The following is a 19,098-nucleotide window of genomic DNA, read 5'->3' as shown; positions in this document are numbered from 1 at the left end:
TGTTGCCTCCCCCGCTACGTTAGTTTGCGGAGGCCGTAGGTCTGATGGTGATTTCGGTGGTATCGACACTCTCAGGCGCCTCGATGATGTGGCGCACGGCGCGAGCGATATCAGCTGGTTTGAGAGCAATAGCCCGGTACGCATCCATCACCGCCATGGTTTCTTCGTGCGTAATGGTCGAGGCCAGTTCGCTTTCCACCACTCCGGGGTTGACGCAGGTCACGCGGATGTTTGAACTTTCCTGACGCAAACCATCGGAAATGGCCCGTACCGCAAATTTGGTCGCACAATAAACGGCGGCCGTGGGCACGACGGACAAGGCACCGATCGAGCCAATATTGACGATCTGCCCCGAGTTCTGGGCTTCCATAATCGGCAGAACCGCGCCAATTCCCCACAGTACCCCCTTAATATTCACGTCAATGGTGCGTTCCCACTCATCCTGCTTGCCAGCCGAAAGCGGAGACAGAGGCATAATGCCCGCGTTGTTAATAAGAACGTCAATGCGGCCCCACTTTTCCAGTGCAGCCTCAACGAAGGCGGCCATCGACTGGCGGCTGGTAACGTCTAATACCTGAGCCTCTGCCTCTCCTCCTGCGCTGCGGATTTCATCAGCCAGGGCGTGGATGCGCTCCAGCCTGCGTGCCCCCAGGAAAACTTTTGCGCCTGCCTTTCCCAGCTCTCTGGCAATACCTTCTCCAATACCGCTGGAGGCACCGGTAATTAAGATCACTTTGTTCATGTTTTGCTCCTTCAGTTGAGTTCAAAGCAATCATAGAGTCTCAACATTGTTTCTTGTATCCTGCCTTTACTGGACTCACTGGTTAGCAATGTTAAACAATGAAAATTGATCTTAATTTGTTACCGCTTTTTCTGGCGGTCGCCGAGGAGCGCAGCTTCAGCGCGGCCGCCGGGCGGCTGGGCATCACCCGTTCCGCTGTCAGCCAGGGGATAAGACGTCTCGAAGATGGGTTTCAGACCCTGCTGGTGATGCGCACCACGCGCTCGGTAAGGCTCACCGAAGCGGGTGAACGGTTGCATAAATCGTTGCTGGGGCCCATCGCCAACATTGAGGCGGCCTTTGACGATGTCACCTCGGACAGCATGCCGCGCGGACAGCTCAGGATCGCTGTCACCTCAATAGCGGAAGCGTTTCTTTCTGGCCCACTGCTCGCCTCGTTTGCGGCCGCGCATCCTGCGGTATCGCTTGATGTCTTCGTGTCAGATGAGGAATTCGATATCGTGGCAGCGGGCTATGACGCTGGGGTGAGACTGGGCGAAGTTATCGAAAAAGACATGATCGCGATTCCCCTTACGGGCCAGCAGCGTGAACGGGTGGTGGCTTCACCTTCCTATCTGGCGACACACAGCGCACCGGCGCATCCCCGTGAGCTGGTCGCTCATCGGTGTATCGGCTGGCGCCCTTCCCCGGACGTTGCCCCCTATCGCTGGGAGTTTGAGGAAGCAGGCGTCCCTTTCGATGTGGCAATTGAACCACAAATCACCACTAACGATCTGCGTCTTATGCTCAGCCTCGCGCTGGCCGGCGGTGGTATAACCTTTGCCACCGAGGACACCTTCACACCGTACATTGAATCAGGACAGCTGGTTTCCTTACTGGATGCGTTTCTTCCATCTTTTCCTGGTTTTTATCTCTATTTTCCCCAGCGCCACAATATGGCCCCCAAGCTCAGAGCCCTGATCGAGCACATCCGCCAGTGGCGACAGCTCCCCGCCACGCAACCCACACAGCGTTGAATGGTTCCAACCCTGAATGCAGATTTTCCTCAATCTGCTGCGTCCCTTTGATGAGCATCAACGACAGCACGTCATTACCATGGAAAATGACAACGGACACGATGGGCAGGACTTCACACAAGGATGGAACCTTAAAAATGTACAGACCAATAGTTGTTATCCTCTTTATTCTTTTGACATTAGCCGCCCTCGTGGAAATCGGCTTAATTTCTTTAGGCTAATACCGATTGCCTCTGAAAGGCCACGCTTGCGGCCTTTTATTTATTAAACATGAGAAGAAATCACGTTATTTTTGGAGTAGCAGAAATTAACCCGCACGTAAAAATATATTTTATAAATGAGAGAATTTAAAATATATCATACACCAGATATTTCACCCTAACTTAAATTACTATTAAGCAGAAATTAAACCTAACCAAAATTAAATATTTACCGCACATTTTAATTATTATTATCGCCCCACCAGCACCGTTTTAAGGGTTTCACCTTTAACGCCAAAAACCTTTACCCACGCGCCCTCATAGCTAACGAAATATATTAACGCTATCAATTAATCGCCCCTGCAATAGCCGTGCTGGGTTTACGAACACTTAATTTGCATATTCAGACATTTATAGCTATATCATTTTCATAACGAAATAAATCAATACCTGCACAAATAATAAGGCTTATAAATCGCAAACATATAAATAAACAACTATTTCCTGTGTAAATAATTAGCTTTGCCCTGAGGTTGCCACTTTTAATCCTGGCGGGCATCGGTCGCGCTAAAGAAAGTAACGGTAAATCCTGTTTATTAAACAGTATTTTCGCCGGGAGCGCGTTCGTCTCTTCAGAAACGATGGCTTTGTTTTACACGCCGTAACCAATCACTCAGCTGGAGTAATAATTGTATGAGCCAAATATCTGTTATATCTAAATTAACTGGCGTGGAAACGACCACGGAAGGGACACAGATAACACTCGATCACTCCTCAATCGTTAAACTTAACGTGGATCGCGCCGACATCTCAGGTTACTCCCGCAGCGGAAACGATCTGGTGATTACCCTCAACTCGGGCGAAGTGATTACCCTCAAGAATTTCTACGTCACCGACGCGCAGGGCGTGAGCCAGCTGGTGCTTGAGGAGAGCGACGGTGCGCTGTGGTGGATTGAAGATCCAACCGGTGCCGCAACCTATGAATCCATCGCCTCCACCGATGCATTACTGGCGGCGTCAGGGAGTGATGCCGGCGGCGCCGCTGCGTGGCCCTGGGTGCTGGGTGGCCTGGCCGCCGCAGGTGGGATTGCCATTGCGGCGGGAACTGGCGGTGGAGGTGGCGGAGATGACGATAACAACAGCCCGAATCCCGGCAATCCGGGAAATCCTTCCGAGCCAGATACCACGCCTCCGGATGCCCCCACCAATCTACAGGTCTCACCTGACGGCAAAACCGTCACCGGTACCGCTGAGCCGGGCAGCACGATTACCCTGAAAGATGCCGATGGCAACACCATCGGAACGGGCAAGGCGGGCAGCGACGGAAAATTTACGATTGATCTCGGTACGCCACTCACCAACGGGGAACAGATCACCGCCACCGCCACCGATCCATCCGGCAATACCAGCCAGGGCGGTCAGGTCACGGCACCGGATCTCACCGCACCGGATGCCCCGGCCAATCTGGAGGTCTCCCCTGACGGCAAAACCGTCACCGGTACCGCTGAGCCGGGCAGCACCGTTACCCTGAAAGATGCCGATGGCAACACCATCGGAACGGACAAAGCGGGTAGCGACGGGAAATTTACGATTGATCTGGGTACGCCGCTCACCAACGGGGAACAGATCACCGCTACCGCCACCGATCCGTCCGGCAATACCAGCCCGGGCGTTCAGGTCACGGCACCGGATTTAACCGCGCCGGATGCACCGGAGATTGTCACCGTCAATGATAACGTAGGCGCCGAAACAGGCCCGCTGAGCAACGGACAACGCACGGACGATGCCCGCCCGACCTTCAGCGGCATCAGTGAAGCCGGCACCGTCATTACCTTCTATGACAACGGGAAACCGATTGGCACCGCCACAGCCGATGCCACAGGGAAATGGAGCTTTACCCCGTCGACCAACCTGTCTGAAGGCAACCACGCCATTACCACCACCGCGACCGATGCCGCAGGCAATACTAGCCCGGCGTCCACGGCGGTAAGCTTCGTGGTCGATACCGTCGCGCCTGGCGCGCCAGCTATCGTCAGCATCACCGATGATGTTGCGCCTGGCACCGGCACACTCGGGAGTGGAAGCAGCACCAACGACCCACGGCCACAGCTCACCGGCACGGCGGAAGCGGGCTCGACGGTCACCATCTATGATAACGGCATTGCCATTGGCACAGCCGTCGTGGGCAGTAACGGAAGCTGGAGCTTTACGCCGTCGGTGAACCTGAGCGAAGGCAGCCACCAGCTTACCGTGCGCGCCACCGACGTCGCCGGTAACACTGGCCCGGCCTCGCCGGTCTTTACCGTCACGGTAGATGTCACCGCGCCGCAAACGCCTTCCGGATTTATCATTAACGACGACACGGGCGTACTGAAAGGGGCGATCGGTGCCGGGCAATTTACCGATGCTTCAGAGCCGCGCCTGACGGGCAGAGGCGAACCGGGCAGCACGATCACGGTTTACGATAACGGCGTTGTTATCGGCACCACCACCGTTCTGCCGAACGGTACCTGGAGCATCACGCCGACGAGTCCACTGGCAGAAGGCGCACACTCGATTACCCTGCGGGAAACCGATGCGGCAGGCAACCAGAGCGGTCTGTCTCAGCCGATCAACTTTACCGTCGATCTTACGCCGCCAGACATGCCGGTTGCGACGCTCAACTCCGCAGGCACCCAGATCACCGGTACCGCCGAGCCGGGCAGTAAAATCGTCATCACCAACAATGCCGGGCTGCAAATCGGGACCGCCACTGCCGACAGCAACGGCAACTATGTCGTCAACCTGAACCCTGCGCAGACCAACGGTGAGATTATCTCCGTGGTCGCCTCCGATGCCGCAGGCAACCAGAGCTCACCGGCGCTGGTCAACGCAGCGGATATCACCCCACCTGCCGCACCGGGCAACCTGGTGGTGGCGGAAGACGGGGCCAGCGTCAGCGGAACCGCCGAGCCAAACAGCACGATTATCATTAAAGCGCCGGACGGTACGATCATCGGCCAGGCCACCGCCGGCCCGGACGGCACCTTCACCATCCCGATTTCGCCAGCCCAGACCAACGGCGAAGCCCTTGAAGTGACGGCCACCGACGGCAGCGGTAACACCAGCCCGTCTGGCTTTGCCGACGCGCCAGACAGCACCCCACCGCTGGCGCCGGAAAACGTGGTGATCTCTGCCGACGGCACCACCGTAACCGGTACAGCCGAGCCGGGCAGTACCGTCACCATTCGTGAAAATGGCGTGAAGGTCGGGGAAGCGGTCGCCGACGATCAGGGGAATTTCAGCGTTGAACTGATCCCGCCGAAAGCCAACGGCGAAGCCCTGACCGCCGATGCCACCGATACCGCCGGAAACACCGGCCCGACCGCGCCGTTTGACGCGCCGGACATCACCGCGGCACAAACCCCTGTCATCACGGGCGTGGTGGATGATGCCCCAGGCGTCACCGGTCCTGTCAGCCAGAACGGTCTCACCAACGACAACACGCCAACCATCAACGGAACGGGCGAGCCTGGCACCACCATCACCCTCTACAGCGGTACTACCGTGCTTGGCACCGCGCTGGTTTCGGCGAACGGTCAGTGGTCCATCACGCTGGAAACCGCGCTACCGGACGGCGGGCACGTGCTGACGGCGACGGCGGTTGACGCCAATAATAACCTCAGCGGGACATCGAACACCTGGAGCATCACGGTGGATACCGCCGCGCCGGGCGCGCCGGCCATTACGCAGGTCATTGATGACGTACCGGGCCGCACGGGTGCGCTCGACACCAATGAAACTACCAACGACACGCTCCCGACGCTGAACGGTACCGGTGAGCCGGGCTCCACCGTGACGATCCGCCTGGACGGACAGGATATTGGTACTGCCGTTGTTAACAGCGGTGGCGCATGGACATTCACACCTGCTACCCCATTAGTGAACGGGCAGCATACGTTCACCGTCGTCGCGAGCGATGCGGCCGGTAACGCCAGCGCACCATCAGCCGGCTTTACCCTTACCGTCGATACCACCCCGCCACCAGCGGCCACCATTGACACCGTCTCCGATAACATGGGGCCCGTGCAGCTTCCGCTTAACAGCGGGGACACCACCGACGACACGCTGCCGCAGTTGCAGGGAACCGCACCGGACGGCACCACCATCACGATCTATGACGGAACCACCCTGCTCGGCACGGCGGTGCTCGACGGCAGCGGCGGCTGGAGCTTTACGCCAACCACGCCGCTGACGGACGGCCCGCACTCGCTGACGGTCCACGCAACGGATGAGGCGGGTAACACCACCATTTCGCCGCCGTTTGAACTGGCGATCGACACGACCGCGCCTGCAACGCCGGATATTCCTGAGATCACCGTCAACCCGGACGGCGGCACGCCGGGGACGGCCCTGAATCCAGGGGAGACCACCCGGGATACCACGCCAACCCTGAGCGGCTCGGGCACGCCGGGGGATATCGTGAACATTTACGATGGCGCGACTAAAATTGGTGAAGCCGAGATCGATGGTGACGGTAACTGGAGCTGGACGCCGGATGATCCGCTCCCTGACGGCACCTACGATCTCTCCCTGACGGTCACTAACCAGGACAGCGCCGGGAACGAAAGCGCGCCGTCCACGCCGGTGACCATTACCATTGATACTGACGCGCCTGCCCAACCGGGAACCCCAACGGTGACAGACAGCGTAAGCCAGATCACCGGACCCGTGCTGGATGGCGAATCCACCAACGATCCGCGTCCGGTCCTGAGTGGCACCGGTACGCCGAATGACGTCATTACCATCTATGACCAGGTGGGTACAGGCGAGCCGCAGGCCGTGGGCAGCGTTACGGTGGACGGTAACGGTAACTGGAGCTGGCGTCCTGAGAGCAACATTGGCGAAGGGACGCACGAATACACGGCGACCGCCACCGATGAAGCCGGGAATGAATCTGTGCCATCAGCCGGTATCACGATAACGGTCGATACCCTCGCCCCGGATACTCCGGTTATCAGTGCCATTGGTGGCGTGCAGAATGGCGAGTCTACCAACGACACTACGCCAGGCATCGGCGGAACCGGCACCACCGGCGAGACGGTGATCATCTACAACAACGGCGTGGTAGTCGCGCGCGTAGAGGTCGTCAATAATGAATGGTCCTATACCCTGCCGACACAAACCGACGGCCCGCTGAATATCACCGTCGCCGCGGTGGACGATGCCGGTAACGTTAGCCCGGTAAGTCCGGTGTTTACGGTGGAGGTTGATACGCAGGCGCCAACCGTGCCGCAAATTGACGCCGTCTCTGACAGCCAGCTGACCAACAGCGTGCTTTACACCCGCGACGGTACGCCAACCCTCACCGGGATTGGCGAGCCGGGTTCGAGCGTCACCGTCTCCGTTGATGGTGTCGCCTCGCCGGTGGTCGTGGAGGTTCAGCCGAACGGGACATGGTCCTGGACCGCCGACCCTGCGCTCACCGAGGGGCCGCATACCTTCTCAGTGGTCGCGAGTGACGCGGCGGGGAATACCTCCGCCAGCTCCGGCGATCTCAGCGTGACGGTGGATACCCTGCCGCCTGCAACGCCAACGAATATGACCATTGCCGCGGAGGGCACCCCGCTGACCGGGACGGCGGATGATGGAACCACGGTGACGGTTCGTGACGCCAACGGCAATATCATCGGGACCGGGGTCGCGACGGGAGGCTCCTTCTCCATTGCCCTCTCCCCGGCCCAGTTGGATGCCGCGACGCTGACGCTGATCGCCACGGACCCCGCAGGCAATGCCAGCCCGTCAACCACCTTTGACGTGCCGGACTCCCCGCTCGATCTGCCTGCGGTGCCGGTGATTACGGCGATCAACGATGACGTCGATCCCGTCACGGGCGACGTGAAAGATAAAACCACCAATGACACCACGCCTACCCTTACCGGCACCGCCGATCCGGGCAGCGTGATCGCCATTTATCAGGATGGATCGCTGCTTCCGGTGACCACTGTCGTTGCGGATACCAACGGCAACTGGAGCTACACGCCGCTGTTGCCGCTGACGGAAGGGCCACACACCTTCGCCGTGACCGCCACTAACACCACCACCGGCGCGACCAGCGGGCAGTCGCCTGTCGCGACCGTCACCGTCGACCTTACCGCCCCGACAGCGCCAGCCATCGGTGCGGTGACCGATGACGTAGGTCCGATCACCGGGCCAATCGCCGACGGGCAGAGCACCAACGACAACCGTCCTACCCTGACCGGGACAGGCACGGCCGGGGACACCATTACGGTGTACGATAACGGCGACCCGCTGGGCACCGTTATTGTCGGTCCGACTGGCACCTGGAGCTACACGCCGCCTGTGCTGGACGACGGCAGCCACACCCTGACCGTGACCGCCACCGATCCGGCAGGCAATGAGAGCACCCCGTCGGCCGGGATCACCATTGTGGTCGACACCGTCTCTACCACGCCGGTGATTACCAGCGTGACGGATAACGCAGGCAATGCGGCAACGCCTGTTCCAAGCGGCGATCCAACCAACGACACCACGCCAACCCTGACCGGTACCGCTGAGCCGAACAGCATCGTCGCCATTTTTGATGGCACCACGCAGATTGGTACCGTGGCAGCAGACGGTACCGGCATCTGGACATTTACTCCTGAAACCGCCCTCGGCGAAGGGACGCATGACTTTACCGTCAGAGCCACGGATCCGCAGGGCAACGTCAGCCAGCCGTCCAACGCCTGGAGCGTCGAAATCGATCTTACTGCGCCACAGGTGCCGACGATCGTTACGGTCAGCGACAACGCCCCGGGTGGTGTAACCGGCCCGCTTACCGCCGGGCAGGTGACCAATGACACCACGCCAACCCTGAGCGGCACCGGCCAGGCGGGCACCACTATTCACGTTCTGAATAACGGCGTGGAGATTGGTACCACTACGGTCGACGGCAACGGTAACTGGACCTTTACCCCGGATCCGGTCCTGACGGACGGGACGTATAACCTGCGCGTAAACGCCAGCGATGATGTTGGAAACGTCTCCGCCAACTCGCCAGTGTTCGCCTTTACGGTGGATACCACTGGCCCTGCGGCCCCGGTGGTCACCACGGTGATAGACGATGTCAGCCCGGGAACGGGAATCATCGCCAGCAACGGTTCCACCAACGACACCCGTCCAACCTTCAACGGTACGGGGGAAGTGGGCGCAACGGTGCACGTTATTGTCGATGATGTGGAAATCGGCACGGCGGTCGTCAACGCCCAGGGTAACTGGACCTTCACGCCGACCACCGCGCTGGGTGAAGGGCCGCATACCATTACCTTTAACGCCACCGATGCCGCAGGCAATACCGGGGTCACCTCGCCACCGTTCAACCTGACGGTGGATACGTCGGTGCCCGAAGCACCGGTCTTTACCCCTGCCACCGACAATGCCGGTCCCGTGCTGGGCCCGATCGCCTCGGGACAAAGCACAGACGACACCACGCCAACGCTGAACGGCACCGCGGCAGCCAACGCGACCATTACCATCTATGAGAATGGTCAGCCGGTGGGCACCGCCGTGGCTGATGCCAACGGCGTATGGAGCTTTACTACCGGCACGCTGGCAAACGGCAGCCACACCTGGACCGCCACGGCAACCGATGCCGCGGGCAACATCAGTCCTGCCTCACCGGGCTTTACGCTGGTTGTGGATACAACTGTGCCTGCCGCGCCGGTTATCACCCAGGCGATAGACGATGTTGGCACCATCACCGGGGCGATTGGCTCCGGCCAGACCACGAACGATCCTCTCCCGCGGCTGGTGGGGACCAGCGAGCCGCTGGCCACCGTGAATATCTACGAGGGCACTACGCTGGTGGGCACCGGTACTGCCGATGCTAACGGCAACTGGACCGTCGATATCACCGTGCCGCTGGGCACCGGGTCACACACCTTTACCGCAGAAGCAACGGATCAGGCGGGTAACACCGGCGCGCCGTCCGCCGACTTCAGCCTGATCATTGACACCACGCCGCCAGCGCTACCGGTGCTGACCAGTGTCACCGACGACGTCGGTAATGCTGCGACGCCTGTCGCCAACGGCGGGTTAACCAACGATGCACGACCAACGCTCACCGGTACGGCAGAAGCCGGCGCGACGGTAACCATCTACGACAATGGGGTACAGATTGGCACCGCGGTCGCCACCGGCGGCGCGTGGAGCTTTACGCCGTCCACCCCGCTGGCTGACGGGCAGCATAATCTGACCTTCTCCGCCACCGACGCCGTGGGCAACGCCAGCGCGCAGACCGGGGGTTACACCATCAATGTGGATGCCACCGCCCCTGTCGCACCGGCAATCACCTCGATTGTGGATGATGTGGGAACCGTCACCGGCCCTGTCACCGGCACCAACCCAACCAACGACACCCGTCCGACCTTAAACGGCACGGCGGAAGCCAATGCCACCGTACGTATTTACGACGGCACGACGCTGGTGGGAACCGTTACCGCCGATGCCAACGGCAACTGGACGCTGCCGCAAACCAGCACCACGCTGATCGAAGGCGAGCATAGCTTCACCGCCACCGCCACCGATGCCGCGGGCAATACCAGCGCGCCATCGCCGATTATCACGATCAACGTTGACCTGACGCCGCCAGCAGCCCCAACCGGGCTGGCGGTGATCACCAACGGGACGCAGGTTACCGGTACGGCGGAAGCGGGAAGTACCGTCACCATCACCAGCAGCACCGGAACCGTGCTTGGCACAGCCGTTGCGGACGGCAGCGGAAACTTCAGCGCCACCCTCACCCCTCCACAGACCGGCGGGGAGTCACTGATTGTCTTTGCTACCGATAAGGCCGGTAACGCGGGTATCACCACCTCCGTGATTGCCCCGATCACCACGATCCCGAACGCGCCGGTTATCGCTAACATCGACGATAACGTCGGCACGGTGACGGGCAACCTGACCAACGGGAAAGCCACCGATGACACCACGCCAACCCTGAGCGGCACGGCGCAGCCGAACGCGACCATCACCCTCTATAACAACGGGGTGCTGATGGGCACGGTCACCGCGAATGCCAGCGGCAACTGGAGCTTCACCACGCCGGTGCTGAGCGAAGGGCCACATGCCTTCACCGCCACGGCGAGCAACGGCTCGGGCACCAGCCCGATTTCCACGTCGACCACCGTCATTGTCGATCTCACTGCGCCAACGGCTCCAACCGGGACCTTCAACGCAGACGGCAGCGTACTGACCGGTAGCGCCGAAGCGGGCAGCACCGTCACCATCCGTCTGGCGGACAATTCAACGGTCACCGCCACGGCAGACAGCAACGGATCCTGGAGCTACACCTTCCTCAATAAACAGACGGAAGGCCAGACGCTGCAAATCACCGCCACCGATGCGGCAGGGAACGTCTCGCTACCCGGCTCAGCCCTTGCGCCGGTGGTGCCGCTCTCTGCCAGCACCAACGTTGAAGAGCTGGCGCTGACGACCACCGCAACGGTGACCAACTCGCAGTACAGCGACTATGGTTTCCTGCTGGTGGGTGCCGTAGGTAACGTGCTGACGCTGCTCGGCAACGACACCGCGCAGGTAGGTTTCACCGTCGGCAACGGCGGCAGTGCGGATATTGCCGTGAACGCCAACGCCACGGGTGCCGTTCTTTCCCTGCTCAATACCCTTGAGCTGGTGGTACAGCGCTTTGACGCCGCCAACAACACCTGGACCACCGTGGTCGATACCGGACAGCCGCAGTTCGCTGACCTGCTGACCCTCGGCGCGACGGGGGTGTCGCTGAACCTGACCGGTCTGGCAGATGGTCAGTATCGCGTCCTGAGCTACAACACTAACCTGCTGGCAACCGGTTCTTACACCAGCCTCGATGTGGCGGTGAAAGAGACCAGCGCAGGCACCGTGTCCGGCGAAACCAACATTGTCGGTAACGTCATCACCGACGTGGATCCAACCGCAGGCAGCGACAACGCCCCGGCGGGCACCACCGTCACTGCGGTCACCAACGCCCAGGGCACCACCACCAGCGTTACGGCTGACGGCACAGTGATTCAGGGGCAGTACGGCACGCTGACCATCAACCTGGACGGCAGCTATACCTATAACCTGACCAACACCAGCGCCGCCGTCATTGGCCGCACGGAGAACTTTACCTACACCATCACCCACAACGGCACCAGCGCCTCGGCAAATCTGGTGCTGTCGCTGGGCGAAGGCACCAGCAGCAGCGGTATCGTGGCCGTGGACGATACCGCCTCGCTGACCTTCGATACCACCGTGGAGGCGATCAACAACGGCACCTCGTCGCAGGGCGGCTTTACCCTGGTGGGGATCAACCTTGGCAATACGCTGGGGCTGAACCTGCTGGACGATCTGGCCAACCCGATCATCTATAACGTGGAAGAAGGCACCACCCGCACCATGACCGTTCAGGCGTCCGTGGGCGGCGTCGCGCTGGCCTCGGTGTTCGACCTTTACATCTATAAGTTCAACAATGCGACGCAGACCTTCGAGCAGATGCGCGTTGAACCCGGCTGGCTGCGCGCGCCGCTGCTGGGCGGCACCTCCCCGCAGCTGACGCTGAATCTGCCCGCCGGTGAGTACCTGTTCCTGCTCAATACGGCGGCGGGGATCACCGCGCTGACGGCCTACACGCTGAACGTCTTGCAGGATCATGTCTACAGCGTGGCAAGCGTGAGCGAGAGCACCACCGGCGATGTGCTGGCGGATGATATTGCGCCAGCGGGTACCGTAGTCTCCGACGTTAACGGCGTGGCGGTGAACAGCAGCGGTCTGACGGAGATCACCGGCGAGTACGGTACGCTGCGGATCAACGCGGCCGGAGAGTACACCTACACCCTGAAAAGCGGGGTCGGCGCGGACCATATCAGCACGCCGGATACCTTCGTTTACACCATCACCGCGCCTGACGGCTCGAAAGACACGGCATCGTTGAACATCACCCCAACCGCGCGCCCAATGGATGCGGTAAACGATGTCAGCACCGCGATGGACGTCACGTCGGTTCACCATACGGCCGCCTATTCCGATACGACGGTCGGGTCGGCGAGCTGGAACGCTGCGCTGCTTGCCTCAACCCAGGGCAGCGGGAGCGGGACCTTCGTGGTGGATCCTAATACCGCGCTGCATAACGTGGTTCTGTCGTTTAACGTCGCCTCGCTGCTGACGCTTACCGGGTTAACGGTGGACTGGACGCTGTCCAACGGCGCAACCACCGTCAGAACCGGCTCGTTTAACGGTGGGTTACTGCTGGGCGGCACGGCGACCATCAACCTGACGGGTCTCGATCTGGAGGCGGGAACCTATACGCTGAGCTATACGGGCAAAATGGGGCCATTGGGGGTAGGAAATATCACCATCACCCCAAGCGTGACCGGCACCAGCTACTCGCTGTCGCAGTTCGACGCGACGGGTACCCACACCGTTGACGGCAATATCTTCGACGGCACCGACTCCGCAGGGGCGATGGACCAGCTCCACTCGGTTGATACCCGCGTGAGCATTACCGGCTACGACGGCGTTACCACTACGCTGGATCCGTACACCGGCAGCACGATGTCAAACATCACGGGCCACTACGGGACGCTGGCGATTGCCGCTGACGGCAGTTACACCTACACCCTCAACCCGGGTATCTCGCTCTCTACCATTACCAGCAAGGAGGTCTTTAACTACACCCTGACCGATGCCAACGGTGTTAAAGATACCGCGTCGCTGACCATTGACATGGCGCCGAAATTTGTCAGTTCGGAGCATAACGATGTGATTAGCGGTACGGCCTACGGCGACACGTTGATTTATCAGGTGTTGAACAACACGGCGGGTAACGCCACCGCAGGTAACAGCACGGGCGACCACTGGACGAACTTCTCCCTCACGCAGGGAGACAAGATCGACATTGGCGATCTGCTGGTGGGGTGGAACGGTAGCGCGTCGACGCTGGGGAACTATGTCTCTGTTTCACAAAGCGGTAACAATACTGTGATCTCCATCGACCGTGACGGCACGGGAGCCGCCTACACTAAATCTACACTCGTTACGCTGGACAATGTTCAGACCACCTACGACGAGCTTGTAAACCAGCAACACATCATTACCTGATAGCACCTGCAAGAAATGACCCGGGCGCGCGCAGCGCCCGGGCATAAACAAAAAAGCAGTACTTTTTTATTAGGGACAAGACATGGGAAAGAAGATGCCTTACTGGTGGCTCTCGTGCTGCCTGATATCTGTGCCCGCTATCGCGGCAAACCCTGCGGCGATGATTAATACCGGACAATTAAGCGAAACGCAGGAACTCCCCTCTTTAAATGGCCGCGTGGCGCCCGTAGCCAGCAAAGCCGCCCCCGGCACGCTACAGCTGAATGAAGCGGTTAACCGCGCCGTGACCTGGCATCCGGCTATCAGTGAAGCCGTCGGCAAACTTTATCAGCAGAGCGAAAATGTGGACGTCGCTAAATCGAAATATTATCCGCAAATTAACGCTGGCATGGATAACGGCTATAGCCACGACGGCGACGATAATGGCTTTACCCCCTCGCTGGTGCTTTCTCTTTCGCAAATGCTGTACGACTTCGGCAAAGTCGCAAGCCAGGTGCGCGCCGAAAACGCGGGCGTCGCCCAGCAGCAGGCCAACGTGCTGGTGAGCATCGACACCATCGCCCACGATACCGCCATCGCCATGGTGCAGGTGCAGACCTGGCAGCAGATGGTCGAGACCGCCAAAGAACAGCTGGATGCCCTGTCCTCCATCGGCACCCTGACGAAACAACGTAATGATGAAGGCGCAACGTCACTCTCTGACGTGGTCCAGACCGATGCCCGTATCGAAGGGGCGCGTGCGCAGCTGATGCAGTATCAGGCGAGCCTCGACAGCTCGCGCGCCACGCTGATGAGCTTGCTGGGCTGGGACAGCCTGAACGCGGTCAGCAATGACTTTCCGCAAAGCCTGGCCCGCAGCTGCGACATCGCCGAGCCGGACGATCGTCTGGTGCCCTCGGTATTAGCGGCCTGGGCGCAGGCCAACGTCGCGCAGGCTAATCTCGATTATGCCAACGCGCAAATGACCCCTACCGTTTCTCTGGAGCCGGAAGTTCGTCACTACCTGAACGACCGCTACGCGGGCAACGAAACGCGGGACCGCACCCAGTACTCCGCGTGGGTTAAAGTGCAAATGCCGCTCTATCAGGGTGGCGGCCTCACCGCCCGGCGTAACGCCGCCGGACACGCGGTGGAATCCGCCCAGTCCACCATCCAGCGCACCCGTCTTGAGGTGCGGCAAAAACTGCTGGAAGCGCGCAGCCAGGTGATGAGCCTGATGAGCACGCTTCAGATCCAGGGCCGTCAGGAAGCGCTCAGCGCCCGCACCCGCGAGCTGTATCAGCAGCAGTATCTCGATCTTGGTTCCCGCCCACTGCTCGACGTGCTCAACGCCGAGCAGGAGGTGTATCAGGCGCGCTTTACCCAACAGCAAACCGCCGGACAGCTGCATCAGCTTCAGCTCAACTGTCTGTACAACACCGGGCGCCTGCGTCACGCGTTCGATCTTGAAAACCGCACCATCCAGACCGTGGAGATCCAGCCATGAAGCAACGCGATATCCCGCAGGGTGAAAACATGACGGATGAGGCGCTGGAGCAGTGGGCGCAGGCGTTTGGCTACGTGGCGACGCGCTATCGCGTTGCCTGCTCGCCAGGCTCGCTCGTCGCAGGCGCGCCGTGGCTGAAAGGCAAACCGATGGTGCCCGCGCTGACGCAGCTCGCCCGTGAAGCCGGGCTGACATTCCAGTTGCTGACGGCCGATCAGCACGCTATCAACAGCTGGCGTCTGCCGGTGGTGGTGGAGCTGAACGACGGTAAAATCGGCGTCATCGACAATTTCGACGGCGAGGATACGCTTGAGGTCAGCTTTTTCGACGACAGCACGCACACCAACCGCCTGTCGATGAGCGCGATGCTGCCTGCCATCCGCCACGTCATCGCCCTGCGTCCGCTGGCGGCGCTGAAGGACAGCCGCGTGGATGCCTATATATCAAAATACCGCCCGGACTGGCTCTACCGGCTGGTGATGCGCGACCTTCGCCCTTACAGCTGGGTGATGCTGGCTGCACTGTTCATTAACGTGCTCTCCCTCTCGGGCATCGTCTTTTCCATGCAGGTGTATGACCGGGTGATCCCCGCCCAGTCCTATCCGACGCTCTATGTGCTGACTATCGGGGTGCTGATCGCCACGCTGTTTGGCTTTGTGCTGCGCGTGGCGCGCGGACACATTATGGATCTGCTGGGCAAACGCTCGGATCTGCGCGTCTCGGATCGGGTGTTCGGCCACGCGCTGCGGCTGCGCCACAGCGCCATTCCGCGATCCACCGGCAGCTTTATCTCCCAGCTGCGCGAGCTGGAGCAGATCCGCGAGATGGTCACCTCCTCCACCATCTCCACCATCGTCGATCTGCCGTTTTTTATCCTGTTTGTGATTGTGCTGGCGATCATCGCCCCGCAGCTGGCGTGGATCGCTCCGGTGGCGGCGGTGATCATGGTCCTGCCTGGCCTGCTGCTGCAAAAGAAGCTGGCGGAGCTGGCGAAGCAGTCGGCGCATGAATCAACCCTGCGCAACGCGGTGCTGGTGGAAAGCGTGCAGGGGCTGGAGGACATCAAGCTGATGCAGGCAGAGAACCGCTTTTTGCAGCAGTGGAACAGCTATATCCAGATCACCGCCGAATCCGGCCTGCGCACCCGCGAACTGACGCAGAACCTGATCAGCTGGGGGATGACCATTCAGAGCCTGGTCTATGCCGGGGTGATCGTGGTGGGCGCGCCGATGGTGATCGACGGCACCTTAACCACCGGTTCGGTGGTGGCCGCCTCGATGCTCGCCTCACGGATGATCGCCCCGATGGCGACGCTGTGCGGCGTGCTGGCCCGCTGGCAGCAGGTGAAGGCGGCCAAAGAGGGGCTGGACAGCATTATGCAGCTGCCGACCGAGAACCAGCGCGAAGAGACACCGATCCGCCAGGACGTGCTGCGCGGCCACTATCTTTTCGAGCAGGCGCAGTTCCGCTATCACCCGGAAGATCCCCGCATGGCGCTGCGCATTAACCGCCTGGAGATCAAAGCGGGCGAAAAAGTGGCGATCCTCGGGCGCAACGGCGCGGGCAAATCAACCCTGTTGCAGGCGATGGCGGGCGGGATGGATCTGGCGGGTGGTGAACTGCGGCTCGACAACCTCAGCCTGCCGCATCTGGACGTGGCTGACGTGCGGAGAAACGTCGGCTTTATGACCCAAAACGCCCGGCTGTTTTATGGCACCCTGCGCGAGAACATCACGCTCGGCATGCCGCGCGCCACCGATAAAGAGATCTTCGAGGTGCTGGAGATGTGCGGCGCGGCCAGCTTTGTGCAGAAGCTGCCAAAGGGGCTGGATTACCCGATTATGGAGAACGGCGTCGGGCTGTCCGGCGGGCAGCGGCAGTCTATTCTGCTGGCGCGGATGCTGCTGCGCGACCCGAATATCGTGCTGATGGATGAACCGACCGCCTCCCTTGATGAACATACCGAGCGGGAATTTATTCAACGTCTCGGGGCGTGGCTCGGCAACCGCACGCTGGTTGTCGCGACCCACCGCGTGCCGGTGCTGGAGCTGGTGGAGCGCGTGGTGGTACTCAAAGATGGCATGCTGGTGATGGACGCGCCAAAAGCCCAGGCGCTGAACAACAGCCGTATGCAGCAACAGCAGCAGGCAACCGGACGGGAGTGGAAAAATGAAAATCAGTCAGCGTGACGTTGCCGCAGTAGAAGATCTGGATAACGCGCTCGACTCCGAAAGCGGTTATACCGGCGCCCGGCGCATCGTTTTCTTCTCCCTGGTGATGTTTGTGGTGCTCGGCGTCTGGGCGTGGTTCGGCGTGCTGGACGAAGTCTCAACCGGGACCGGTAAAGTGATCCCCAGCTCACGCGAGCAGGTGTTGCAGTCGCTGGATGGGGGGATCCTCACCGAGCTGAACGTGCACGAAGGGGATCAGGTGCAGGCCGGACAGGTGCTGGCGCGGCTGGATCCTACCCGCTCGGAATCTAACGTCGGCGAAAGCGCGGCGCGTTACCGCGCGTCGCTGGCCTCCAGCGCGCGTCTGTATGCCGAGGTGAACGATCTGCCGCTCAAATTCCCGCCGTCCCTGGCGAAATGGACCGACCTGACCGCCGCTGAAACGCGGCTCTACAACTCGCGCCGCGCCCAGCTGGAGGATACCCAGCGGGAGTTGCGCGCCGCGTTAGATCTCGCGAACAAAGAACTGGCGATTACCCAGCGGCTAGTGAAAACCGGGGCCGCCAGCCACGTGGAAGTGCTGCGCCTGCAACGGCAGAAAAGCGACCTGGAGCTGAAGCTCACCGACGTACGTTCCCAGTATTACGTGCAGGCCCGTGAAGCGCTGTCGAAGGCCAACGCCGAGGTGGATATGGTGTCAGCGATCCTGAAAGGCCGCGAGGATTCCGTTACCCGCCTGACGGTGAAGTCTCCGGTGCGCGGGATCGTGAAAAACATCAAGGTGACCACCATCGGCGGCGTCATACCGCCCAACGGCGAGTTAATGGAGATTGTGCCGGTGGACGATCACCTGCTGATTGAAACCCGCCTCTCGCCGCGGGATATCGCCTTTATCCACCCTAATCAGGAGGCGCTGGTGAAAATCACTGCCTACGATTACGCGATTTACGGCGGGCTGCACGGGGTGGTGGAGACCATTTCGCCGGACACCATTCAGGACGAAGCGAAGCCGGAGGTGTTCTATTACCGGGTATTTATCCGTACCAGCCAGGATTATCTGGTGAATAAGGCGGGCAGGCACTTCTCGATCGTGCCGGGGATGATAGCGACGGTGGATATTAAGACCGGAGAGAAAACGGTGCTGGATTATATGATCAAACCGTTTAACCGGGCGAAGGAGGCGCTGAGGGAGCGGTAGTCAAACGCCGGGTGGCGGCTGCGCCTTACCCGGCCTACATTCTCGCAGGCCCGCGCAAGCGCAGCGCCGCCGGGCATTAATCCGCACGCAAGACGTGGAATCCGCCTCGAAGAATTAACCTTTAGTCATGCATCACACTTCCCTTCAGCCATGACCAGGGTAATATTA

The 19,098-nt window shown here is 60.4% G+C and carries 6 protein-coding genes; 5 read left to right on the top strand and 1 reads right to left on the bottom strand.

Annotation, left to right across the window (positions count from 1 at the left end; genetic code table 11):
* Positions 1–19: 19 nt before the first annotated feature.
* The gene (locus tag ACOTX4_RS03020; protein ID WP_063938186.1) at positions 20–742 is read right to left on the bottom strand and encodes an SDR family oxidoreductase; all 723 of its coding nucleotides are present in this window, start codon (positions 740–742) and stop codon (positions 20–22) included.
* Between the two features lie 98 nt (positions 743–840).
* On the opposite strand from ACOTX4_RS03020, the gene ACOTX4_RS03015 reads away from it, so the two are divergent.
* From ACOTX4_RS03015 to ACOTX4_RS02995, 5 genes are all read left to right on the top strand, one after another.
* A complete protein-coding gene (locus ACOTX4_RS03015) occupies positions 841–1,758 on the top strand; it encodes a LysR family transcriptional regulator (protein ID WP_023323641.1) in 918 nt (305 codons plus the stop codon).
* 893 nt (positions 1,759–2,651) lie between these two features.
* Entirely contained in the window at positions 2,652–14,075 is an 11,424-nt protein-coding gene (locus ACOTX4_RS03010) for a BapA/Bap/LapF family large adhesin (protein WP_346399838.1), read from the top strand.
* A gap of 82 nt (positions 14,076–14,157) precedes the next feature.
* Positions 14,158–15,561, top strand: a complete 1,404-nt coding sequence (locus ACOTX4_RS03005) for a TolC family outer membrane protein (protein ID WP_023295304.1) — start codon at positions 14,158–14,160, stop codon at positions 15,559–15,561.
* Positions 15,558–17,750, top strand: coding sequence for a type I secretion system permease/ATPase (locus ACOTX4_RS03000; protein WP_048210580.1), 2,193 nt, complete (start codon positions 15,558–15,560; stop codon positions 17,748–17,750). Before ACOTX4_RS03005 ends, ACOTX4_RS03000 begins: the two co-directional genes overlap by 4 nt.
* Complete coding sequence (locus tag ACOTX4_RS02995; RefSeq protein ID WP_003862224.1) at positions 17,731–18,930, top strand: HlyD family efflux transporter periplasmic adaptor subunit; 1,200 nt, start codon at positions 17,731–17,733, stop codon at positions 18,928–18,930. Before ACOTX4_RS03000 ends, ACOTX4_RS02995 begins: the two co-directional genes overlap by 20 nt.
* Positions 18,931–19,098 lie beyond the last annotated feature (168 nt).

Source organism: Enterobacter cloacae complex sp. IR5459 (assembly GCF_049238005.1).
Lineage (GTDB): Bacteria > Pseudomonadota > Gammaproteobacteria > Enterobacterales > Enterobacteriaceae > Enterobacter > Enterobacter hormaechei_C.
Note: the sequence above shows the minus strand (reverse complement) of the source record. Positions and strands in the feature narration are given on the sequence as shown.

Bases quoted from the DNA above. Each gene is read 5' to 3' on its own strand.
- ACOTX4_RS03020 (WP_063938186.1), bottom strand. From the start codon at position 742: ATGAACAAAGTGATCTTAATTACCGGTGCCTCCAGCGGTATTGGAGAA.
- ACOTX4_RS03015 (WP_023323641.1), top strand. From the start codon at position 841: ATGAAAATTGATCTTAATTTGTTACCGCTTTTTCTGGCGGTCGCCGAG.
- ACOTX4_RS03010 (WP_346399838.1), top strand. From the start codon at position 2,652: ATGAGCCAAATATCTGTTATATCTAAATTAACTGGCGTGGAAACGACC.
- ACOTX4_RS03005 (WP_023295304.1), top strand. From the start codon at position 14,158: ATGGGAAAGAAGATGCCTTACTGGTGGCTCTCGTGCTGCCTGATATCT.
- ACOTX4_RS03000 (WP_048210580.1), top strand. From the start codon at position 15,558: ATGAAGCAACGCGATATCCCGCAGGGTGAAAACATGACGGATGAGGCG.
- ACOTX4_RS02995 (WP_003862224.1), top strand. From the start codon at position 17,731: ATGAAAATCAGTCAGCGTGACGTTGCCGCAGTAGAAGATCTGGATAAC.